The 21901-nt window shown below is 69.3% G+C and carries 19 protein-coding genes and 1 pseudogene; 13 read left to right on the top strand and 7 right to left on the bottom strand.

Features of this window, described 5'->3' with window-relative positions; all coding sequences use genetic code 11:
* Window positions 1–138 precede the first annotated feature (138 nt).
* Window positions 139–1146, bottom strand: coding sequence for an asparaginase (locus NP095_RS06840; protein WP_232416722.1), 1008 nt, complete (start codon window positions 1144–1146; stop codon window positions 139–141).
* Between the two features lie 50 nt (window positions 1147–1196).
* Here NP095_RS06840 and NP095_RS06835 point away from each other — a divergent pair, with 50 nt between their 5' ends.
* Window positions 1197–1655 carry an RrF2 family transcriptional regulator gene (locus tag NP095_RS06835; protein WP_232416723.1) on the top strand — a complete coding sequence of 153 codons (459 nt, stop codon included), beginning with the start codon at window positions 1197–1199 and terminating at the stop codon, window positions 1653–1655.
* A gap of 24 nt (window positions 1656–1679) precedes the next feature.
* Here NP095_RS06835 and NP095_RS06830 read toward each other — a convergent pair whose 3' ends face one another.
* Genes NP095_RS06830 through NP095_RS06815 form a run of 4 tightly spaced genes read right to left on the bottom strand, consistent with a single transcriptional unit; the run spans window position 1680 to window position 4590 of the window.
* Window positions 1680–2468 (bottom strand): alpha/beta fold hydrolase, encoded by a 789-nt coding sequence (locus NP095_RS06830; RefSeq protein WP_232416724.1) that lies wholly within the window; start codon window positions 2466–2468, stop codon window positions 1680–1682.
* Window positions 2437–2862 carry an arsenate reductase ArsC gene (locus NP095_RS06825; protein WP_232416725.1) on the bottom strand — a complete coding sequence of 142 codons (426 nt, stop codon included), beginning with the start codon at window positions 2860–2862 and terminating at the stop codon, window positions 2437–2439. Before NP095_RS06825 ends, NP095_RS06830 begins: the two co-directional genes overlap by 32 nt.
* Complete coding sequence (gene arsB / locus NP095_RS06820) at window positions 2859–3947, bottom strand: ACR3 family arsenite efflux transporter (protein WP_232416726.1); 1089 nt, start codon at window positions 3945–3947, stop codon at window positions 2859–2861. The genes NP095_RS06825 and arsB overlap by 4 nt, the downstream gene beginning before the upstream one ends.
* Before the next feature lie 37 nt (window positions 3948–3984).
* On the bottom strand, window positions 3985–4590 hold the full coding sequence (locus NP095_RS06815; protein WP_232416727.1) for a phosphoribosylanthranilate isomerase: 606 nt from the start codon (window positions 4588–4590) through the stop codon (window positions 3985–3987).
* 121 nt (window positions 4591–4711) lie between these two features.
* Here NP095_RS06815 and NP095_RS06810 point away from each other — a divergent pair, with 121 nt between their 5' ends.
* The 7 genes from NP095_RS06810 (at window position 4712) to NP095_RS06780 (ending at window position 13784) form a co-directional block, all read left to right on the top strand.
* On the top strand, window positions 4712–4801 hold the full coding sequence (locus NP095_RS06810; RefSeq protein ID WP_232416728.1) for a potassium-transporting ATPase subunit F: 90 nt from the start codon (window positions 4712–4714) through the stop codon (window positions 4799–4801).
* Window positions 4801–6459, top strand: coding sequence for a potassium-transporting ATPase subunit KdpA (gene kdpA / locus NP095_RS06805; RefSeq protein ID WP_232416729.1), 1659 nt, complete (start codon window positions 4801–4803; stop codon window positions 6457–6459). Before NP095_RS06810 ends, kdpA begins: the two co-directional genes overlap by 1 nt.
* On the top strand, window positions 6456–8519 hold the full coding sequence (kdpB, locus tag NP095_RS06800) for a potassium-transporting ATPase subunit KdpB (RefSeq protein WP_232416730.1): 2064 nt from the start codon (window positions 6456–6458) through the stop codon (window positions 8517–8519). Before kdpA ends, kdpB begins: the two co-directional genes overlap by 4 nt.
* 2 nt (window positions 8520–8521) lie before the next feature.
* The gene (gene kdpC / locus NP095_RS06795; RefSeq protein WP_232416731.1) at window positions 8522–9112 is read left to right on the top strand and encodes a potassium-transporting ATPase subunit KdpC; all 591 of its coding nucleotides are present in this window, start codon (window positions 8522–8524) and stop codon (window positions 9110–9112) included.
* A gap of 31 nt (window positions 9113–9143) precedes the next feature.
* Window positions 9144–11654 (top strand): ATP-binding protein, encoded by a 2511-nt coding sequence (locus tag NP095_RS06790; protein ID WP_232416732.1) that lies wholly within the window; start codon window positions 9144–9146, stop codon window positions 11652–11654.
* Window positions 11651–12331, top strand: coding sequence for a response regulator transcription factor (locus NP095_RS06785; protein WP_232416733.1), 681 nt, complete (start codon window positions 11651–11653; stop codon window positions 12329–12331). Before NP095_RS06790 ends, NP095_RS06785 begins: the two co-directional genes overlap by 4 nt.
* An 82-nt stretch (window positions 12332–12413) precedes the next feature.
* Entirely contained in the window at window positions 12414–13784 is a 1371-nt protein-coding gene (locus NP095_RS06780; protein ID WP_232416734.1) for a serine/threonine protein kinase, read from the top strand.
* Between the two features lie 13 nt (window positions 13785–13797).
* On the opposite strand, the gene NP095_RS06775 is transcribed toward NP095_RS06780, so the two are convergent.
* A complete protein-coding gene (locus tag NP095_RS06775) occupies window positions 13798–15450 on the bottom strand; it encodes an ABC-F family ATP-binding cassette domain-containing protein (protein WP_232416735.1) in 1653 nt (550 codons plus the stop codon).
* 316 nt (window positions 15451–15766) lie between these two features.
* On the opposite strand from NP095_RS06775, the pseudogene NP095_RS15315 reads away from it, so the two are divergent.
* The 3 genes and pseudogenes from NP095_RS15315 to NP095_RS15310 all read left to right on the top strand — a co-directional run.
* Window positions 15767–16159: pseudogene (locus NP095_RS15315) on the top strand (tyrosine-type recombinase/integrase); the annotation flags it as partial.
* A 217-nt stretch (window positions 16160–16376) separates the two neighbouring features.
* Complete coding sequence (locus tag NP095_RS06770) at window positions 16377–16655, top strand: site-specific integrase (protein WP_232416736.1); 279 nt, start codon at window positions 16377–16379, stop codon at window positions 16653–16655.
* Window positions 16619–16903, top strand: a complete 285-nt coding sequence (locus NP095_RS15310) for a tyrosine-type recombinase/integrase (protein ID WP_404801106.1) — start codon at window positions 16619–16621, stop codon at window positions 16901–16903. Before NP095_RS06770 ends, NP095_RS15310 begins: the two co-directional genes overlap by 37 nt.
* A 942-nt stretch (window positions 16904–17845) precedes the next feature.
* On the opposite strand, the gene NP095_RS06760 is transcribed toward NP095_RS15310, so the two are convergent.
* Entirely contained in the window at window positions 17846–18436 is a 591-nt protein-coding gene (locus tag NP095_RS06760) for a restriction endonuclease (RefSeq protein ID WP_232416738.1), read from the bottom strand.
* 462 nt (window positions 18437–18898) lie between these two features.
* Here NP095_RS06760 and NP095_RS06755 point away from each other — a divergent pair, with 462 nt between their 5' ends.
* Together NP095_RS06755 and NP095_RS06750 are read left to right on the top strand one after the other, a co-directional pair.
* Window positions 18899–20638 carry an N-6 DNA methylase gene (locus NP095_RS06755; protein WP_232416739.1) on the top strand — a complete coding sequence of 580 codons (1740 nt, stop codon included), beginning with the start codon at window positions 18899–18901 and terminating at the stop codon, window positions 20636–20638.
* Window positions 20635–21864, top strand: coding sequence for a restriction endonuclease subunit S (locus NP095_RS06750; RefSeq protein ID WP_256766130.1), 1230 nt, complete (start codon window positions 20635–20637; stop codon window positions 21862–21864). The genes NP095_RS06755 and NP095_RS06750 overlap by 4 nt, the downstream gene beginning before the upstream one ends.
* Window positions 21865–21901 lie beyond the last annotated feature (37 nt).

Here is a 21901-nt window from a genome sequence, read left to right as displayed (position 1 = left end):
CACACTACCGAGGCCGTCGGGACCGCGGCCGGTTCGGTGGTCCCGGCCGGCATCGATTGCTCCGTTTCGTCCTCGTCCTCGGATCGACGCTCGCCGACCCCGCCGTGATGGCGTGGGTCCGCGAGCACGCGGCCTGAGTCAGAACGCGGGCCGGACGGACCCGACCGGCTCGCCGGCACCCAGAACGGCGCGCTCGCGCAGGGCTCCCACCGCGGCCTGGTCGACGTCGTCGCCGGCGAAGGCGCCGAGTGCGTCCAGAGCCGCCACCAGTACCGGGGCCAGCGGACGCTCCGCGCCGTCGAGCACCTTGAACGCCGCGGCCCGTCCGTCGGGCAGGCCGGCCGCGAAGACGCCGTCAGCGCCGTCCTTGGCGACCAGTCCGGGGACGGCTCGCATCAACGTCGTGGTGGGGCGCTGACCGCCGGCCACCATCTGCGGGAAGGCGACCATCGCCCGCGCGACCTGCGCCTCCGGCGACTCGGGGTCGCGAGTCGGCGCGGCGGCCAGCCGCGAGAAGCCGCGAGCGAGGCCCGTGACAGTCGTCGCGAACAGCGGGGCGCCGCAGCCGTCGACCGTCTCGGTCGCGATCGGGACGCCGGTGAACTCCTCGATCGTCTCGCGGATCGCCACCTGCAGCGGGTGGTCCGGCGCGAGGTAGGTGGAGGTGTCCCATCCGGCCGTGACGCACGTCAGCAGCATCGCGGCGTGCTTGCCCGAGCAGTTCTGGCTGATCTGTGCAGCGCCGTGCCCGGCCGCGAGCCAGTCGCGCATCGCCGTGGCGCCCCACGGCAGGTCCGGGGTGTTCCGCAGCGCCGACTCGGTGAGGCCGGCGACGGTGAGGATCTCGAGCGCCCCGGCGATGTGGTCGGGCTCGCCGTTGTGACTGGCCGAGGCCAGCGCCAGCAGCCGGTCGGGCAGCTCCAGGCCGTGGCGCACCATGGCGACCGCCTGGAACGGCTTGACGCTCGAGCGGGGCCACATGGTCACGTCCGGGTCGCCGATCGTCAGCACGGAGGCGCCCTCGGCGTCGATCGCCGCGAGGTGGCCCAGGTGGACCGACTCGACGAGATCACCCCGCACGACGTGCGCCAGCGGGGCCGAGGTCCCGGTCGAGACATCGGTCGAGGAAGAGGCGCGCGCGGTCACACTGGGAGGATAGTCGCGACCTACGGCTTCGGCTTTGCGAGACTGACCCCGTGAGAGTCTCGACGAAGTCCGACTATGCGCTGCGTGCCCTGATCGAGTTGGCGGCCGAGCCGGAGGATCGAGCCATCACCGCCGACGAGCTGGGCAAGCGGCAGGACATCCCCCACGGTTTCCTCCAGTCGATCCTCGGCGACCTGCGCAAGGCCGGAATCCTGCTGTCGCAACGCGGCCAGTCCGGCGGCTGGCGGATGGCACGGCCGCCGTACGCGGTCACCATCGCCGACGTGATCCGCGCCGTCGACGGTCCGCTCGTCTCGGTCTATGGGGTCCGGCCCGAGTCGGTCGCCTACAACGGTCGGGCCGAGGTCCTCAAGCCCGTCTGGATCGCCGCCCGCGACGCACTGCGCGAGGTGCTGGAGACGGTCACCATCGCGCAGCTCGCCGAGGGCGAGCTGCCGTCATCGGTCCTCGCGCGCACCCAGGACGACGAGGCCTGGCGTCCGCACTGAGCCGAGGACCCAGCCGGCCGGGACTCAGCCGGCCAGGAACGTCGTGAGCGACGCGATGAAGTCCGGCGCCGAGACGGCACCGAGGTGGTCCCCGTCGACGACGCGCAGCCGCGCGTCCGGCAGCGCGTCCGCCAGCACCTGCGGGTTCGTGGCCAGGACGTCGTCGCGCCCGGCCAGGACCAGCGTCGGCACGGTGACCCGGGCCAGGTCGGTGGGTCCGGCGTGCAGCGCCTGCGCCTGGGCGGCGAGCGACGGCCGGTGCGATCCCATGACGTCGGCCAGCTGCCGGAACAGCCGGGCGCCGCTGGGGTACGCCGAGAGATCGCCCTCTGCCAGCAGGGCCCCCACGAGCAGCTCGCCGTCCACCAGGCGCGTGTCGACCCCGCCCAGCTCGACGACCGCCGAGCCCACTCCCCCGACGACCAGCCGCGTGACCCGCGGGTCGGCCGCGGCCGTGAGCAGCGAGATGATCGCGCCCATCGAGTAGCCGACGAGCTGGTACTCGGTCACGTCCAGCTCGTCCATGACGGCGGACAGGTCCCGTGCCATGGTCGGCTCGCCGAACAGCGCACTGTCCGCCGACGTGCCCGAGCGGCCGTGGCCCCGGGCGTCGACCCCGATCACGCGGTGGCCGGCAGCCAGCAGCGCGTCGACGACGCCGGGGCCGACCCAGTTGGTCTCGGTCGAGGCGACGTAGCCGTGCTGCAGCACGACCGGCGGGGTGTCGAGGTCGCCGTTCCACTCGTGGAACGCGATGGTCATGCCGTCGGGACGGGTCAGCTCACGGGTGATCACGGTGCCTGAGTCTGCCATCGAGGGAGGCGATGAGGTCCTCGACGCGACGGCGGATCTCGTCGCGAACGGGCCGGACCGCGTCGATCGGCTGCCCGGCCGGATCGTCGAGCACCCAGTCCTCGTACCGCTTGCCGGGGAAGTACGGGCAGGCGTCACCGCAGCCCATCGTGATGACGACGTCGGACTCGCTGACGGCGTCGTCGGTCAGCTTCCGGGGCTGGTGGCCCGCGATGTCGATGCCCTCCTCGGCCATCGCCGCCACGGCCACCGGGTTGATGCTGTCGCCGGGCATGGATCCCGCCGAGAGCACCTCGACGCGGTCGCCCGCGAGGTGGCGCAGGTAGCCGGCGGCCATCTGGGACCGGCCGGCGTTGTGCACGCAGACGAACAGGACGGTGGGGATGGTGCTCATGCGTTCTCCTCGGTCGGGACGAAGTAGCGGCGTGCCCACAGCGACACGTAGACCAGGGCGACCAGCACGGGCACCTCGATCAACGGGCCGATCACCCCGGCGAGGGCCTGACCGGACGTGACACCGAAGGTCGCGATGGACACGGCGATCGCCAGCTCGAAGTTGTTGCCCGCAGCGGTGAAGGCGAGGGTCGCCGTCCGGGCGTAGCCCAGTCGCAGGCGGTGGCCGAGCCACAGACCCAGCCCGAAGGTGATGGTGAAGTAGGCCAGCAGCGGCAGGGACACGCGGACGACGTCCCACGGCCGGCTGACGATCGCGTCGCCCTGGAGCGCGAACATCACGACGATCGTGAACAGCAGGCCGTAGAGTGCCCACGGACCGAGCTTCGGCAGGAACCTCTCCTCGTACCAGGTGCGGCCCTTGGCCCGCTCCCCCAGCGTTCGGGTCAGGAAGCCCGCGACGAGCGGGATGCCGAGGAACACCAGCACGCTGGCGGTGATCGTCCACACCGAGAACTCGGCACTGGTCGTCTCCAGCCCCAGCCAGTCGGGCAGGACCTGCAGGTAGAACCAGCCCAGCCCGGCGAACGCGATCACCTGGAAGACGGAGTTGATCGCCACGAGCACCGCGGCCGCCTCGCGGTCGCCGCAGGCCAGGTCGTTCCAGATCAGGACCATGGCGATGCACCGCGCGAGGCCGACGATGATCAGGCCGGTCCGCAGCTCGGGAAGATCGGGCAGGAACAGCCATGCCAGCACGAACATCAGCGCCGGACCGACGACCCAGTTCAGGACGAGGGACGCGCCCATCAGCCGGCGGTCCCCCGTCACCCGGCGCGTCTCGTCGTAGCGGACCTTCGCCAGCACGGGATACATCATCACGAGCAGTCCGACGGCGATCGGCAACGACACCGAGCCGATCTTCACCGCGTCGAGCGCCTCGGCCAGTCCGTCGACCGTGCGGCCGAGCAGGAGCCCGGCCGCCATCGCGAGCAGGATCCAGACCGGCAGGAAGCGGTCGAGCCGCGAGAGCCGGCGCAGGACGTCGGACTCAGCAGCGGACCCGGCGCTCACGGGCGTTCGCATTCATCGATGTTCATCGATGGACAGCCTAGGCGATCAGTCAACCCCCGAGCGCGGCAGCCGCGAACCGGTGGATCAGGTCGGCGGACTTCTCGCCCGGCGCGACCTCCACCCCGCTGGACACGTCCACGCCCCAGGGACGGACCACGGCGATCGCCCCGGCGACGTTCCCCGCCGACAGGCCGCCGGCCAGCAGCCAGCGCCCCTCGGGAGCACGGTCGGCGAGCTCGGACAGGTCCCACTGCTCGCCGGAGCCCGGCTTCGGCGCGTCCAGCAGGAGCATCTCCTCACCCCACGCGCCGACCTGCAGCGGCGGGTCGAGGTCGAGCGACGTGGCGCGCCACACCCGCGGCACGATCGCCGTGGCCGCGCCGAAGTCGGTCTCGGCGTAGGCCCGGCCGTGCAGTTGCAGGACGTCGAACCCGAGGTCGCGGGCGGTCCGCGCGGCCTGGTCGGCAGGCATGTCGTTGACGACCAGGACCGTGTCGGCGCGCCCACGGGCCGCCGCGACGACCTCGCGGGCCTCGTCCTCGGTCGCCCGCCGCGAGCTCGTCCGGTTCATCACCACGCCGACGGCGGCGGCGCCGGCGTCGACGGCGACCCGGGCGTGCTCGGCCGTGCGCAGGCCGCAGATCTTGACGTACACGCGGCCATCCTCTCAGCGGCGCGCAGCGCGCTGCCGGGTGCGGCGCCAAATCAGCGCGAACCGGCGTCAAGAACGCGTCAAGACCGCCCTCGCGACCGGCGCGCGGGTCTTGGCTGGGCCCATGAGTCCTGAGAGCGGTCTGTTGATCGCCGTCGTCGTCGCCGTCGCGGCCTACCTGCTGGTGGCCCTGATCCTCCCGGAGCGTTTCTAGTGTCCGACACCGTCGGCGGTCTGTTGTCGATCGCCCTCCTCCTGGCCCTGCTGGCCGTCGCCTACGTGCCGGTGGGCGACTACATGGCACGGGTCTTCACCGGCACTCGCCACTCGCGCGTCGAGCGGCGGCTCTACCGGATCGCCGGGGTCGATCCCGCGACCGAGCAGAGCCCCGCGTCGTACGCCGTGAGCGTGGTCGCGTTCTCCCTGGTGAGCATCGCCGTCCTGATGGCGATCCTGATGGGGCAGTCCGCCCTGCCGATGAGCCGCGACCTGCCGGGGATGCCGCTGTGGATGTCGTTCAACACGGCCGTCTCCTTCGTCACGAACACCAACTGGCAGTCCTACGCGGGCGAGTCGACCCTGGGCTTCACCGCCCAGATGGCCGGTTTGGCCGTCCAGAACTTCCTGTCGGCGGCGGTCGGGATCGCCGTGGCGGTCGCGCTGATCCGTGGCTTCGCTCGCGTCCGCGACGGCTCGGTCGGCAACTTCTGGGTCGACCTGACCCGCGGGACGCTCCGCATCCTGCTGCCGATCGCGTTCGTCGGCGCGGTCGTGCTCGTCGCCGGTGGCGTGGTCCAGAGCTTCAGCGACTCCACGATGAGCACGCTGGCCGGCCACCCCCAGGTGCTGACCGGCGGGCCCGTCGCGAGCCAGGAGGCCATCAAGGAGCTGGGCAACAACGGCGGCGGGTTCTTCAACGCGAACTCGGCCCACCCGCTCGAGAACCCCACCGCCTTCACCAACCTCATCGAGATCTTCCTGATGCTGCTGCTGCCGGTCGCGCTGACCCGCACGCTCGGCACCATGCTCGGTAACCGCCGGCAGGGCCTGGCGGTCCTCGGCGCGATGGCCGCGCTGTGGTCGGTCTCCCTCGCCGTGACGACCTGGGCCGAGGCGGGCGCCCGGTCGGCGGCCGGCCAGGCGGCCGGCGCGGCGATGGAGGGCAAGGAGACCCGGTTCGGCGAGTGGGCCTCGGCGTTGTTCGCCGTGGTCACCACCGGCACGTCGACGGGCGCGGTCAACACGGCCCACGACTCCCTCACGCCCACCGGCGGCGGCGCCGTGCTGGTCAACATGATGCTCGGCGAGGTCATCCCCGGCGGGGTCGGCGCCGGAATCTACGGAATCCTCTTGATGGCGATCCTGGCGGTGTTCGTCGCCGGCCTCATGGTCGGCCGGACGCCCGAGCTCCTGGGCAAGAAGATCGGCGCGCGCCAGATGACGTACGTGGCGCTCTACACGCTGGCCACGCCCGCGCTCGTGCTGGTCGGCGCCGGCATCGCCATCAGCCGCGGCAGCACCACCGACGCGATGGGCAATCCGGGCGGCCACGGGTTCAGCGAAGTGCTCTACGCCTACACCTCGGCGGCCAACAACAACGGCAGCGCGTTCGGCGGGCTGACCGTGACCTCGGACTTCTTCCAGGTCACGCTGGCCCTCGCGATGCTCCTGGGACGGCTCGTCCCGATCGTTCTGGTCCTGCTGCTGGCCGGCTCCCTGGCCCGTCAGGGCAAGGTGCCGGTGACCAGCGGAACCCTTCCCACCCACACCCCCCTGTTCGTGGGGATGCTCGTCGGCGTCGTGGTCATCATGACCGGCCTGACCTACTTCCCCGCGCTCGCTCTCGGACCGATTGCGGAGGCACTCGCATGAGCACCACGACCCTGACCGACACCACCACGAAACCCGAGCCCACCGCCGCAGCGGCGACCCCGCTGCTCACCCAGGCGGTGCGCCAGCTGCCGGAGGCCCTGCGCAAGCTCGACCCGCGTCACCTCGTGCGCTCCCCCGTGATGTTCCTGGTCTGGCTGGGCTCGGTCGTCACGACGATCGCCGCCCTCGCGACCCCGGATGTCTTCACGATCAGCCTGGGCGTGTGGCTGTGGCTGACGGTGATCTTCGGCAACCTCGCCGAGGCCGTCGCGGAGGGACGAGGCAAGGCCCAGGCAGCGTCGCTGCGGGCGACCCGCACCGACACCCGGGCCCGGCTGCTGGACGAGCACGGGACCGAGACCCTGGTGCCGGGCACCCAGCTGGCCGTGGGCGACCTCGTGGTCGTCGAGGCCGGAGAGGTGATCCCCGGCGACGGCGACATCGTCGAGGGCATCGCCTCGGTCGACGAGTCGGCGATCACCGGCGAGTCCGCCCCCGTGATCCGCGAGGCCGGGGGCGACCGCAGCTCGGTCACGGGTGGCACGAAGGTGCTCTCGGACCGGATCGTCGTGCGGATCTCCGCCGCCGCGGGCGAGACCTTCCTGGACAAGATGATCGCGCTGGTCGAGGGGACGTCCCGCCGCAAGACCCCCAACGAGATCGCCCTGTCGATCCTGCTGGTCAGCCTGACGCTGGTGTTCCTCATCGCGGTCGCCACCCTGGCGCCGATGGCGACGTACGCGGGCGCCCCGCAGGACCTGGTCGTGCTCGTCGCCCTGCTGGTCTGCCTGATCCCCACCACGATCGGCGCCCTGCTGAGCGCGATCGGCATCGCCGGAATGGACCGGCTGGTCCGCGTCAACGTGCTGGCGATGTCGGGCCGTGCCGTGGAGGCGGCCGGGGACGTCAGCACGCTGCTGCTCGACAAGACCGGCACCATCACCTACGGCAACCGGCAGGCGACGCTGTTCATCGCGGCGCCGGGCGTGGACGACGAGCGGATGCGCGACGCGGCCCGGATCTCGAGCCTCGCCGACCAGACGCCCGAAGGCCGCTCGATCGTCGAGCTGGCCCTGGCGAAGGGCGCCGCGGACGCCGATCTGCCGACCGGCGCCGAGTTCATCGAGTTCACGGCCCAGACCCGCATGTCCGGTGTCGACCTCGCCGACGGCACCCGGATCCGCAAGGGCGCGGGCTCGGCGGTGTCAGCCTGGCTGGGGCAGACCCCCTCGGACGACGTGACGGACACGATCAACGCCATCGCGCGGGGCGGCGGCACGCCCCTGGTGATCGCCGAGCAGGACGCCGACGGCCACGGGAGCGTGCTCGGTGTCGTCCAGCTCAAGGACGTCGTGAAGCCCGGCATGGCCGAGCGATTCGCCGAGCTGCGCGCGATGGGCATCCGCACCGTCATGGTCACCGGCGACAATGAGCTGACCGCTCGGGCGATCTCGAAGGAGGCCGGCGTCGACGACTTCCTCGCCGAGGCCACCCCCGAGGACAAGCTCGCCTACATCCGCAAGGAGCAGCGTGGAGGTCACCTGGTCGCGATGACCGGTGACGGCACCAACGACGCCCCCGCCCTGGCGGCCGCCGACGTCGGCGTGGCGATGAACAGCGGGACGGCCGCGGCCAAGGAGGCCGGCAACATGGTCGACCTGGACTCGGACCCGACGAAGCTGATCGACGTCGTCGAGATCGGCAAGCAGCTGCTGATCACGCGCGGCGCGCTGACCACCTTCTCGATCGCGAACGACGTCGCGAAGTACTTCGCGATCATCCCCGCGATGTTCGTGGCCGCGTACCCGTCCCTGGAGGCGCTCAACATCATGGGCCTGGCCACGGCGGAGTCCGCGATCCTCTCGGCGGTCATCTTCAACGCGCTGATCATCGTGGCGCTGATCCCGCTGGCCCTGCGCGGAGTCCGCTTCCGCGCCGCGTCGGCGACCTCGGTCCTGCGCCGCAACCTCACCATCTTCGGACTGGGCGGCCTGGTCGCCCCGTTCGTCGGCATCAAGCTCATCGACCTGCTCGTCTCGACCATCCCCGGAATCGGCTGATCATGCTCATCTACTCACTCCTGACCGACCTCGCCCGCCAGAGCGCCGCCGGACTGCGCCTGCTCCTCGTCCTCACCGTCCTGCTGGGCGTCGGCTACCCCGCCGCCGTCTGGGCCGTCGCCCAGCCGATGGGCGACCGCGCGGCCGGCCAGCCGGTCCGCCTGGACGGGAAGGTCGTCGGATCGGCGCTGCTCGGACAGCAGTTCGAGGGCGAGCGGTGGTTCCACTCGCGCCCCTCCCCCAACGACCACGACACGCTGGCGTCCGCGCCGAGCAACCTCGGCCCTTCCAGCGAGGACCTCATGAGCGCCATCGCCGAGCGGCGCGCGACCGTCGCGGCGGCGGAGGGCGTCGATCCGGAGCAGGTGCCCGCCGATGCGCTCACCGCATCCGGCTCGGGACTCGACCCGCACATCAGCCCGCGCTACGCCCGGCTGCAGGCGCCGCGCGTCGCCCGCGCGAACGGCCTCGAGACCCGGGACGTCCTGGGCCTGATCGAGTCCAGCACGAGTGGGCGGCACTGGGGCTTCCTGGGCGAGCCCGGTGTCAACGTGCTGCAGCTCAACCTCGCCATCGCGCGGGAACGTCCGTGAGGTCGGTCGACCAGGGTGGAGACTGGGGGCCGTGACAGGTTCAGCGGACCGAGGCCGGTTGCGGGTGTACCTCGGCGCGGCCCCCGGAGTGGGCAAGACCTACGCGATGCTCGACGAGGGAAGCCGGCGCCGGCAGCGGGGCACCGACGTCGTCATCGGCTACGTCGAGACGCACGGGCGATCGCGGACGGCCGAGCTCCTCGGGGACCTGGAGGTCGTGCCCCGGGCGAGTGTCACCTACCGCGGGACCGACCAGACCGAGATGGATCTCGCCGCGATCCTGGCCCGCCGGCCCGAGGTCGTGCTGGTCGACGAGCTGGCCCACACGAACGTCCCGGGCAGCCGGCACGAGAAGCGGTGGCAGGACGTGGAGGCGTTGCGGGACGCCGGGATCGAGGTCGTCACGACGGTCAACGTCCAGCACCTGGAGTCCCTGAACGACGTGGCCGCCTCGATCACCGGGGTCCGCCAGCGAGAGACCGTGCCCGACGAGGTGGTCCGCGGGGCCGACCAGATCGAGCTGGTCGACATGAGCGCCCAGGCCCTGCGCCGGCGGATGGCGCACGGCAACGTCTACCCGGCGGACAAGGTCGACGCGGCACTGTCGAACTACTTCCGCGAGGGGAACCTCACCGCACTGAGGGAACTGGCGCTGCTGTGGCTGGCGGACCAGGTGGATGAGGGGATGGAGCGCTACCGCGACCAGCACGAGATCACCGGCACGTGGGCGACGCGCGAGCGCATCGTCGCGGCGGTGTCCGGCGGCCCGGAGTCGCTGACGGTCATGCGGCGCGCCGCCCGCATCGCGTCCCGCCGCGCCGGCGGCGAGTGGCTCGCGCTGTACGTCACCCGCCCCGACGGACTCAGCAGCGTCGGCCCGGACCGGCTCGAGGCGCTGCGCACGAAGGCCGAGGAGCTGGACGGCACCTTCCACACCCTCGTGGGCGACGACCCGGCCGAGGCGATCCTGGAGTTCGCGCGGGCCGAGAACGCCAACCAGGTCCTCATCGGCGCCAGCCGGCGCAGCCGCATCGCGACCCTGGTGCGACCCGGACTCGGCGAGCGGCTCATCGCCACTTCGGGCGACGTGGACGTCCACATCGTCACCCACGACTACGCACGACAGCGCGGTGCCGGACCCGCCGCACGCCGGCCGACCCTGAGCACGCGCCGTCGCGTCGCCGGATTCGTCTTCGCCCTGCTCGGCCCGACCTTGCTGAGCCTGGCGATGAGGTCCACCGAGGACCTGCACGGCCTCCCCTCGGAGTCGATGGCGCTGATGGCCGTCGTGGTGGCGACGGCCCTGATCGGCGGACTCGTCCCGGCCGTCGTGGCGGCGCTGACGTCGGGGCTGCTGCTGAACCTGCTCTTCACTCCGCCGCTGTTCCGGCTCACCATCGCCGAGTCGGGCAACGTCGTCGCCCTCGTGCTCTTCGTCGCCGTGGGCATCGCCGTGGCGACCGTCGTCGACCACTCGGCCCGCCGCGCGAGCGAGGCGCGCAAGGCACGCGCGGAGGCCGACGCCCTGACCGTGCTGGCCCACAGCCTGCTCAACTCCAGCGACGACCTGACCGGATTGCTCGGATCGGCGTGCGAGCTGTTCGGCGCCGACGGGGCGGCCATCGTGCGGCGCACCGACGCCGGCCGAGCCGAGCCGATCGCGAGCATCGGCGACGCCCCCGCGACGGCCGACGCCGCGGACATGTCGACCGTGATCGACGACGAGACCACGCTGGTCCTGCGCGGCGGCCGCCACACAGCCTCCGAGCGCAGCCTGCTCAACGCCTTCGCCGCGTACGCGAAGGTCATGACCGAGCGCCGGCGGGCCCGGGCCGCCGAGGTCGAGCGGTTGCGCCTGAGTGAGGCCGACCGGACCCGCACCGCCCTGCTGGCGGCCGTCTCGCACGACCTGCGCTCGCCCCTGGCCGCGGCCAAGGCGTCCGTGTCGACCCTGCGGAACCCGGACCTCGCCCTCTCCACCGAGGACCGGACCGAGCTCCTCGGCAACATCGAGGACTCCACCGACCGGCTCACCGCCCTGGTGACGAACCTGCTCGACATGAGCCGCATCCACACCGGAGCCGTGACCGCCCACCCCACCGAGGTGAACCTCGACCACGCCGTCGGCGACGCGCTGACCCACCTCCCCGGGAGCGAGCGGATCGCCGTGGACCTCGAGCCCGAGCTCTACGCCCTGGCCGACCCGGGCCTGCTCGATCGGGTCCTCGCGAACATCTGCGAGAACGCTCTGAAGTACACCCCGGCCGACGCCGCGGTCCGGGTCGACGGCGTCGCCGCGGAGGACCGGGTGTTCGTGCGGATCTCGGACCACGGACCCGGCGTCGCCGACCACGACCAGGATCGACTGTTCGCCCCGTTCCAACGCCTCGGCGACGTCCCCGGCCAGGACGGGGTGGGACTCGGTCTCGCCGTGGCGCGAGGACTGACCGAGGCGATGGGTGGCAGCATCAGGACCGAGGACACCCCGGGAGGCGGACTCACCTTCGTCATCGACCTCCCCCGAGCGCAGGAACTGCCATGACCTTCGTGCTGGTCGTCGACGACGACCCCGCCATCTGCCGCACCCTGGCGATCAACCTGCGGGCGCGAGACCACGAGGTCGAGACGGCCGGCGACGGACGGTCCGCGCTGCAGATCATCGATGAGCGCATGCCCGACGTCGTGCTCCTGGACCTCGGCCTGCCCGATATCGACGGGATCAGCGTGCTCAAGCAGCTGCGCTCGTTCTCGCAGGTGCCCGTCATCGTGGTGTCGGCACGCAGCGAGCCGGACGACAAGGTCGAGGCGCTCGACCTGGGCGCCGACGACTTCGTCACCAAGCCGTTCTCGCTCGAGGAGCTGTTCGCCCGCATCCGCGTGGCGGCGCGCCGCGCCGGAGCCGAGGAGCCCGGGCTGCCGATCCGGATCGGTGACCTCGACCTGGACCTCGGAGACTGGCGGGCCGTGCGAGGTGGCGAGGAGATCCACCTGACTCCCATCGAGTGGAAGATCGTCGCGGCCCTCGCCCGCAAGCAGGGGCGCCTGGTGCGCCAGGGCGAGCTCTTGCTCGCTGTGTGGGGGCCGGGCTACGAGCGCCAGACCAACTACCTGCGCGTCCACCTGGCCAGCATCCGCCGCAAGCTCGAGGCCGATCCGGCCCATCCGCGGCTCTTCGTCACCGAGCCGGGCATCGGCTACAGGTTCGCCGCGCACGACTGATCCCCGCCGGGAGTGTGACCCAGATCACCAAGGCGTGAGACGGGGGTGTCACTCGGAGTTACCCCGGGTGCATGGTGTCCCCATGACCTTGCATCCACGCATCCTGCGCCGCGCCGCGCTCGTCGCCGGCGCCGTCACCGCCGCTGCCCTGATTCCGTCCGCGGCGGCCACGGGTGCCGCCCCCGCGACCCCCGACTCGCTGCGCGACGTCATGTTCGTGGGCAACAACTGGGCCGGCACCGCGTCGATCGTGGACGCCCGCAACCCCGAGGTCCTCAAGTCCGGCATCAACCTGATCCCGGACAAGGCCCAGGAGATGCGCGACATCACGCGCAACCCGCTGCGCCTGATCACCTTCACGGCCGTCCGGCTGGGGCCCGGCCAGGGCCACGACCAGTTCGTCGACGACATGTTCAGCACCCAGGACGGCCGATTCCTGGCCGTGTCCCGTCCGAGCTTCGCCGACGTCGTGTGGATCGACATCGCCAAGGCCATCGCCGGCGACCCGAACTCCATCGTCGCCGAGCAGCCGATGGACGGGTACCGCAGCGATCACGCGGGCCTCTCCCCCGACGGCAAGCGCCTCCTGGTCAGCGACTCGGTGGAGCGCCAGGTCATCGAGTTCGCCATGGTCGACCAGACCCTGCCCGACGGCAAGGCCGTCAAGATGGGCGATCGCCTGCGCACGTTCGAGTCGGGCGACACCCCGCACGAGAACAACTATTCCGACGACGGCCAGCGCATCTACCACGCGTCGATCGGTTCGGCCTACACGTCCTTCGACGGTCCCGGCGGTGACTGGACCAAGGGCGACCGCTGGTTCGAGATCGTGCGCAACGACGACTTCGGGATCGACAAGCGCTGGGACATGGGCAAGGAGCTCGCGGAGGCGGGTCACCCCAAGATGAGCTCGGCCGTGCGCCCCATGGCGATCGCCCCTGGTGAGCGCTTCATCTACTTCCAGGTCTCCTGGTACCACGGGATCGTCGAGTTCGACACGCAGGCCGCGGACATCAACGGCAAGGTCGACTACTCCACCGGCAAGATCGCCGAGCCCCGCACCGGCGCCGTGACGCGGCTGATCCCCCTGCCCAACCGCGTGCCGAAGATGCCCATCACCGACTACGTCAACGACTCCGCGCACCACGGCCTGTCCATCGACGAGTCCGGCACGACCCTGTGCGCCGCCGGCACGATGGACGACTATGCCGCGCTCGTCGACCGGGCCACCGGTGCCGCCACGTTCTTCGACAGCACCACCACGGGACACAGCTACCTGAAGCCCTACTGGACGACCGAGGGCCTGGGCGACACGTGCTGGATCTCGCTGTCGGACTCCGACTCCGTCGCCGTCCTGGACGTGAAGACGAAGAAGGAGATCGCCTACCTCCCGGTCGGCGACCACCCTCAGCGAGTGCGGCTCGGCACCGTCGAGCGGGCACTCTTCGGCTGAGCGGCCCGAGGGCTCAGCCCGCGTGGACCACGGTGACCTGGCCGTGGTCCACGTGCCAGCGCTGGTCGAGCCGGACGTTGTCCAGCAGCCGGCGGTCGTGCGAGACGAGCAACAGGGCGCCGTCGTAGGACTCGAGGGCCTCCTCGAGCTGCTCGATCGCCGGCAGGTCGAGGTGGTTGGTGGGCTCGTCGAGGACCAGCAGGCTGACACCGCGCGCCTGGAGCAACGCCATCGCGGCACGCGTCCGCTCACCCGGCGAGAGCCGGCCCACCAGGCTCGTGACCTGCTCGGCCCGCAGACCGAACTTCGCCAGCAGCATCCGGACGTCGGCCGGGGCCATCTCTGGAACGACCACCTCGAACGCGGTGCCCAATGGGAGGTCCTCGGCCAGTCCGGTGCGGGCCTGGTCGATCTCGCCGATGGCGACCGTGGCGCCCAGGCTCGCCCGTCCGCTGTCCGGCGCGAGCCGACCGAGGAGAAGCCGCAGCAGGGTCGTCTTGCCGGCGCCGTTGGGACCGGTGACACCGATCCGGTCCCCGGCATTGACCTGGAGTGAGGCGGGACCGAAGGTGAACCCGCCGAGTCTCGCGGTGGCCTCGTCGAGGGTCGCGAGCACCGAACTGGGGCGTGGGGCGCTGCCGATCGTGAACTGCAGCGCCCATTCCTTCCGGGGCTCGGCCACCTCGTCCAGACGGGCGATCCGCGACTCCATCTGCCGGACCTTCTGCGCCTGCTTCTCCGAGGACTCGGCGCTGGCCTTGCGGCGGATCTTGTCGTTGTCGGGCGCCTTCCTGATGGCGTTGCGGACGCCTTGCGAGCTCCACTCGCGCTGGGTGCGTGCGCGACGGACCAGGTCGGCCTTGGTGTCGGCGAACTCCTCGTACGTCTCCCGGGCGTGCCGACGCGCGATGGCCCGCTCCTCCAGGAAGGCGTCGTAGCCGCCGTCATAGACCGACACCTGCTGCTGGGCCAGGTCCAGCTCGACGACGCGCGTCACCACCCGGGAGAGGAACTCGCGGTCGTGCGAGACCAGCACGATCCCCGCGCGGGCCCCTCGCACGAAGGCCTCGAGCCGCTCCAGTCCCGCGAGGTCGAGGTCGTTGGTGGGTTCGTCCAGCAGCACGACGTCGAAGCGGCTGAGCAGCAGCGCGGCCAACGCGGCTCGGGCGGCCTGTCCGCCGGACAGTGACGTCATCAGCGCGTCAGGGCCCACGTCCAGACCCAGATCGGCGATCATCGGCGGCAGCCGGTCGTCCAGGTCCGGGGCCCCGCTGGCCAGCCAGTGGTCGAGGCTCTGCGCATAGGCGTCGCCGGCCAGCCCCTCGGGGTCGTCCTCGCCGAACGCCTCGGCCGCCCGCTCCATCGCGGCACTCGCTGCGGCGGCACCCGTGCGGCGTGCCACGTACTGGGCGACGGTCTCGCCCTCGACCCGGTCGTGCTCCTGCGGGAGCCATCCGACGAAGGCGTCGGCGGGTGCGGTCGACACCGAGCCCTCGATCGGATCCAGGTCGCCGGCCAGAATGCGCAGCAACGTGGTCTTCCCGGCACCGTTGGCACCGACCACGCCCACCACGTCGCCGGGCGCGACGGTCAGGTCGAGGGATTCGAACAGGATGCGGTGAGCGTGCCCGCCCGCGAGGTCCTTCGCCACGAGATGCGCGCTCATGCAGTGATCATAGGTTCCGGCCACCGTCAACCGTCTCGCGGTGGTCCCCGACATCACCGCTGCATCGGATCTGCGCGCGACATGACGAAAGCCCCGGAATCGTTGGGATTCCAAGGCTTGTCTCGGGTGGGCGATACTGGGTTCGAACCTGATCGCCGCCGTTAGCGCCTCCGACTGGAACGACGGCATTTTTTGTTGTTATCCCAGCTCATAATGGAACCGTCTTCCGTGACTTTCGTGGACACAAGTGGACTGGAACGTACTCTCTTATTGCACGTTTATTGCACGACCACAGGGTTCCGGGGGTTCAGTTCGCATGGCTACTTCGACTCGACGGCGTCGACGTGGGTTCGGTGCCATCCGTCGCCTCCCGTCCAAGCGGTTCCAGGCCTCGTACACCGGGCCGGACATGGCCCGTCATGTCGCTCCGGCGACCTTTCCGACCAGCCTAGATGCCGAAGCGTGGCTCGCGATCGAACGCCGGCTCGTCGACACGAACATGTGGACTCCCCCGGCAGTCCGTGACCAGATCGAAGTCGTCGAACGCGACGAAGCCCTCTTCGCCACCTACGCCCAGACCTGGCTGACCGAGCGGGACCTCAAACCCCGCACCCGCGCCCACTACGCCAGCCTCCTGTCCAAACAACTGCTCCCCACGTTCGGTGCCGTCCGACTGACCGACATCTCCCCCGCCATGATCCGGGCCTGGCACGCCAGCCTCGGCACCGACCGACCCACCCAACGCGCCCACGCCTACGGGCTCCTGCGGACGATCTTGGGCACCGCGGTCGACGACCGCAAGATCGACATCAACCCGTGTCACATCCGCGGCGCCGGGAACTCCAAACGTGTCCGCAAGATCCGGCCCGCCACCTTGACCGAACTCGAAGTCATCACCGCGAGCCCTGCCGCCGCGGTATCAGCCGATGGTCCTGCTGGCGTCCTGGTGCGCGCTGCGGTTCGGGGAGATCACCGAGTTGCGTCGCAAGGACATCGACCTGGCCAACGGCGTCATTCACGTCCGCCGCGGGGTGACTCGGATTGCCGGGGAGACCATCATCGGCACCCCCAAGTCCGATGCCGGCGTCCGCGACGTCGCGATCCCGCCCCATTTGGTGCCGCTGCTCGCCGAACACATCAACGAACGCGTCCACGGCCGCGCGAAGGACTGCTGTTTCCTGCTGCTGACGGTGTCTCACACATGACTCCCTCGAGTCTGTACAAGGTCTACTACCGCGCCCGCGACAAAGCCGGACGCCCCGACCTACGTTGGCACGACCTCCGCCACACCGGCGCCGTCCTCGCCGCCCAATCCGGCGCAACCCTCGCCGAACTCATGAACCGACTCGGCCACTCCACCGCCAGCGCAGCCCTGCGCTACCAACACACCGCCGAAGAACGCGACCAAGAAATCGCCCGCCGTCTCTCCACCCTCGCCGGCAGGCATCAGTAGCCGAATCGCGCACGGGCGCTTCCTGGCTCTACGGCTATTTCCGGCTGGCGCACACCGTCCGCGAACTTGGTCGAGCCATAGGGGCTTTCTCTCTTCGCCGAAGGACGCGGTGATTCGCGCGAACTTCCCGTCGGTCTTGAATGGCACGGCGTGCTCGACGTGGTCGATGACCGGGCCAACCTCGAAGGGCGCCTGAAACAGCACTAGCTTCGTCAGACTGACATCCCGCAGCACCTGTCTGGCGATCTCGTCGGTCTCCAGTGACCGGCTACCGCGCGCTGCTGGATGCACACATCCTGCCTACCTTCTCCGACGTGGACCTCACCGCCATCACCCCCGACATGGTCGACCCCCGTCTGCCATTTCCTTGGACGCGCCCCGCGCCCCAACGACGCGTCCGCCGGCGAAGAAGCCACACCCACCAGAGAAACGCGAATGTCTCGAAGACGAAGATCGCGCTGTACAGAGTCCGGGCCGAAGCCCGCTCCGGGCGAAGAGCAAGCCCGGCTCCCGAGTCCCCTCCGAGCAGGCCCGGCAGAGCACTGAACAACTCAGCTCGTGGAGTGAACTCCCATGCACCCCCGGCCACCAAGTTGGCGAAGGACCTGGCGACGTGGACGACGATGACGCCGCCCAGCACCGCCAGACACACGACGAGCGCGGGCATCTCCCACGTCCAAGGGTGGGGGTTTGCACGGCGGTCCTGCTGAAAGCTCAAGCCGACCAGGTGCATGGTGTGGTCGGCGGTGATCCCGGGGGGGGAATCCCCGGGTTTCTCGGCGCGCTTGGATGCTTACGGCTACGACCGATGCCCTAGCGGGTCTCCGCGGACCCGCGGCGGTAGCGATGGAGGACGGTTCCCGCCATTCATACACGAAAAACGTGGTTCTCCCCCGTCCTCGTGACAGCCGAAATACGCCGCGAGGTGGCCCCATATCCCAATCAGTCGATGGCGTCGAAGTACCGCCGGGCACAGAGCGGCGCCCCGACAAGACCTATCAGCATCAGCACGAAGTTGTTGACCACCGCTGTCGACGTCTCAAGCCAGCCCTCCGAGAAACCTGACCCGATGCCGACGACGAACGCGCTCACAAACCACAGGGTCGCCCACCCCCACTCCTTGGAGTGGGTGTTCTCCACCAGCGGGAGCGCATGTGCTGCGTTCGCCTTCACCAGGTCATTCGCAGTCTTGTTCACAGGTTCGACGTTGCGCTTGCGGTCGAACGAGAACAGCGCCATCTTCAAGTGCTCTGCTTCTTCGGTGGCTTGCTTCGAGTAACCGCTAAACGAATAGAAGACTCGGCGCTCGCCGCCTGCGAACACACCCGCGAGCCGTTGGATGTCCGGACGTCCCACTGGCGTCGCGAGAAACTTCACCTGCGCGATGGCGCGCTCGGACCGGACGTCGATACCCCCGTCAGCCCCGTCGGGCATCCGTTTCGCGTCACGGAAACCAAGGACTCGTCTCATGTGCAATGCCGCCAGTTCCTCCGCATCCTCCCAGAGATAAATCTCCTCAACCGATTCGCTCACGCTTGCACTATCTCAAGTCCAACCACGAAATTTGTTGCTTCGTGCCTTTCGAACCCTGAAGCACAGGCAAATGACCTGATGGTACCCGTCTGCCTTCGGCCAGGACGGCATCGTTCGCGGTGCTGACAGGGACGATGAGTGAACGCACTGCGCACTGCGCCGCGACGCCCGACTGCCGCTCAGCCGCGATTAGTGCGTCACTCCACCGCGATTGCACCCGCAGTCAGATCAGCGCTTGCTGGGCTCCTCCAGCTCCGCCTTCGGAGATGCGGTGCGCTCGACGAGACCACCAGCAACGCGATCACCAGCGGTACCGCGGCTGATCACCCGCGAGGCGACGATCGAGACATCCTCTGGGGACCCGAGCCCCCGTGACCTCGGGGGTTCGACGAAAGTTCGATGTCCATTGCTGCCAGACTCAGCGAAGCTGAACACCCTCACGGAAACGGGGATCTGAATCTCATGAGCACCTTGGGCAACTTCGTCTGGGGCATCGCTGACGCCCTGCGGGGTCCGTACAAGCCCCACCAGTACGGCGACGTCATCCTGCCGATGACTATCCTGCGGCGCCTCGACGCGATCTTGGTCCCGACCCGCGATGAGGTCGCGCAGTTGGTCGCGGCCAATCCGGTCCCTGACGTGGCGTCGGCGCGGATCAAGCAGCAGCTCGGGCTGGGGTTCTACAACACTTCGCAGTGGACAATCTTCAAGCTGCTCGGCGACCCGGACAATCTGGCCGACAACCTCATCGACTACATCTCGAGCTTCTCGAAGAACATCGACGTCTTCGCCGAGTTCAAGTTCGACCAGACGATCCACGACCTGGCCGACAAGGACCGTCTCCTGATCGTGGTCCAGGCCTTCGCCAAAGTCGACCTGTCACCAACCACCGTTGACAACGCCGCGATGGGTGACCTCTTCGAGGAGCTCATCCGCAAGTTCGCTGATGCATCCAACGAGACCGCGGGTGAGCACTTCACCCCGCGCGACGCGATCCGGCTGCTGGTCGACCTGCTCTTCGCCGGTGACGACGACGCGCTCGCTGGCGCCGGTGTCGTACGCACGGTGTACGACCCCACGGCCGGCACGGGCGGCATGTTGTCGATCGCTGACGAACACCTGAAATCGCTCAACTCCCAGGCGCGGCTGCGACTCTACGGCCAGGAGATCAACCCGCAGTCCTATGCGATCGCGAAGTCGGACATGATCGCCAAGGGCCAGGACGCGGAGAACATCAAGCGCGGCGACACCCTTACCGATGACCTCTTCGCGGGTCAGTCCTTCGACTACTGCCTTTCAAATCCGCCGTACGGCGTCGATTGGAAGGGCGCCCAGGCGAAGGTCAAGGCGGAGGTGCAGGACCTCGGTGACGCGTCTCGCTTTCATGCCGGTCTCCCTGCGGTCTCGGACGGCCAGATGCTCTTCCTGCAGCACCTGATCGCGAAGATGCGCCCCGTCAAGGACGGTGGCGGCCGCGCCGGGATCGTCCTCAACGGCTCCCCGCTCTTCAACGGTGGCGCCGAGTCGGGGCCTTCGAACATCCGACGTTGGCTGCTCGAATCCGATCTGGTCGACGCGATCGTGGCGCTGCCGACCGAGATGTTCTACAACACCGGCATCGCCACCTACATCTGGATCCTCGACAACAACAAGCCTGCCGAACGAGTCGGCCAGGTGCAGTTGATCGACGGCACCGACTTCTTCGTGAAAATGCGCAAGAGCCTCGGCTCGAAGCGCCGCGAGATCACCAAGGAACAGCGCGACGAACTGGTGAAGCTGTACGCCGCCCACGGCCAGAGCGCGAAGTCGAAGATCTTCCGCACCGACGAGTTCGGCTACTGGACCATCACCGTGGAGCGGCCTCTGCTCGACGAGGACGGCCAACCGGTCACCGACCGGAAGGGCATCCCCAAGCCCGACGCGAAACTCCGCGACACCGAGAACGTGCCGTTCACCTACGACGGCAACACCCTCGGGGATGCCGGACGCGAGGTGACCATCAAGGCCTACATGGGGGTCGAGGTGCTGCCGCATGTACCGGACTCCTGGGTGGATGTGAAGAAGACCAAGGTCGGCTACGAGATCCCCTTCACCCGACATTTCTACACGTACGTCCCCCCGCGCCCTCTGGCCGAGATCGACGCGGACCTCGAGAAGCAGGTCGCGAAGATCCTGGAGTTGTTGCGCGAGGTGGAGGCGTGAGCGGAGAGAACGTTTGGGAACGCCGGCGGCTCAAGTGGGGCTGCTCCCTCGCAGCAGGTTCAACGCCCCCCACATCCGATGCGTCCTTCTGGGCAGCGCCTGACGCCGACGACGTCGTACCTTTCGTGTCCATCAGCGACATGAGTCGTCGGGTCACCGTGACGACCACCCAGCGTGCAATCTCGACCCGAGTGGTACGTGAGCGACGAATGCCCGTCGGGCACCCGGGGACGCTCCTCCTCGCGATGTACGCCAGCGTGGGAGAGGTAGCGTTTCTCGACTCTGACGCGACGTGGAGCCAAGCGATCTTGGGCCTCACGCCAGACCCAGCGCACTTTGAGCGACGCTTTCTTCGGTATGCCCTAGAGGCGATGAGACCGGACCTGCTGATGGACGTGCGTACGAACACTCAGGCCAATCTCAATGCCAGGCAGGTTGGGGACCTGTGGATCCCTGCTCCCCCCTCTGCACTTCAGGCTGTGGTCGCGGACTACCTCGACCGCGAGACCGCCCAGATCGACAACCTCATCGCCGAGCAGGAGCGTCTCATCGAACTGCTTCGCGAGCGCCGACAGGCGGTGATCGACTCCGTTTTCGATTCGGTTGAGGCGCCTCGGGGTCAGTTGCGAAGGGCCATCACGTTCCTGACCAGCGGCTCTCGCGGATGGGGTGACTATTACGCCGATGCCGGGGCCCGTTTCCTCCGCATCGGCAACCTGCCGCGCAGGTCCTTGGCGCTGCGGGGGCAAGTCCAGCGGATCTCGCTGCCCGAGGGTGTTACCGAGGGGGAACGTACCAAGCTGCAGTTGCACGACCTGCTCTTCTCCATCACTGCCTACCTCGGCTCTGTTGCGGTCGTCGATGCCGCTTGGGCGGGTGGCTACGTCAGCCAGCACGTCGCTCTGTGCCGAATGGACTCGGCACGTCTGGAACCCCACTTCGTCGGATGGTCGATGTTGGCGACCAACGGCCAACACCAACTAAACGCTGGCGCAGCGGGAGGAACGAAGGTCCAGCTCGCGCTTGACGATATCCGGGGTCTGGAAGTGGCGTACCCCTCGCTTGAGGAACAACGGCGCATCGTGGAGCTGCTCGACGACCAGACCGCGAAGATCGACCAACTGATCGCAGAGGCCGAACTCTTAATCGGGCTCGCCCGCGAGCGCCGCTCTGCTCTCATCACCGCAGCAGTCACTGGCCAGATCGAGATCCCGGAGGCGTCATGACCGTATCCCTTGGTCGGTTGGAGCCTGTGAAGGCTCG

This window comes from Aeromicrobium duanguangcaii (assembly GCF_024508295.1).
Classification (GTDB): domain Bacteria; phylum Actinomycetota; class Actinomycetes; order Propionibacteriales; family Nocardioidaceae; genus Aeromicrobium; species Aeromicrobium duanguangcaii.
Note: the sequence above shows the minus strand (reverse complement) of the source record. Positions and strands in the feature narration are given on the sequence as shown.

Excerpts from the sequence above, each read along its gene's own strand:
- NP095_RS06755 (WP_232416739.1), top strand. The coding sequence starts at position 18,899 with ATGAGCACCTTGGGCAACTTCGTCTGGGGCATCGCTGACGCCCTGCGG.
- NP095_RS06825 (WP_232416725.1), bottom strand. The coding sequence starts at position 2,862 with ATGAGCACCATCCCCACCGTCCTGTTCGTCTGCGTGCACAACGCCGGC.
- kdpC (WP_232416731.1), top strand. The coding sequence starts at position 8,522 with ATGCTCATCTACTCACTCCTGACCGACCTCGCCCGCCAGAGCGCCGCC.
- arsB (WP_232416726.1), bottom strand. The coding sequence starts at position 3,947 with ATGCGAACGCCCGTGAGCGCCGGGTCCGCTGCTGAGTCCGACGTCCTG.
- kdpB (WP_232416730.1), top strand. The coding sequence starts at position 6,456 with ATGAGCACCACGACCCTGACCGACACCACCACGAAACCCGAGCCCACC.
- NP095_RS06830 (WP_232416724.1), bottom strand. The coding sequence starts at position 2,468 with ATGGCAGACTCAGGCACCGTGATCACCCGTGAGCTGACCCGTCCCGAC.
- NP095_RS06785 (WP_232416733.1), top strand. The coding sequence starts at position 11,651 with ATGACCTTCGTGCTGGTCGTCGACGACGACCCCGCCATCTGCCGCACC.
- NP095_RS06810 (WP_232416728.1), top strand. The coding sequence starts at position 4,712 with ATGAGTCCTGAGAGCGGTCTGTTGATCGCCGTCGTCGTCGCCGTCGCG.
- NP095_RS06780 (WP_232416734.1), top strand. The coding sequence starts at position 12,414 with ATGACCTTGCATCCACGCATCCTGCGCCGCGCCGCGCTCGTCGCCGGC.
- NP095_RS06770 (WP_232416736.1), top strand. The coding sequence starts at position 16,377 with ATGGTCCTGCTGGCGTCCTGGTGCGCGCTGCGGTTCGGGGAGATCACC.
- NP095_RS06775 (WP_232416735.1), bottom strand. The coding sequence starts at position 15,450 with ATGAGCGCGCATCTCGTGGCGAAGGACCTCGCGGGCGGGCACGCTCAC.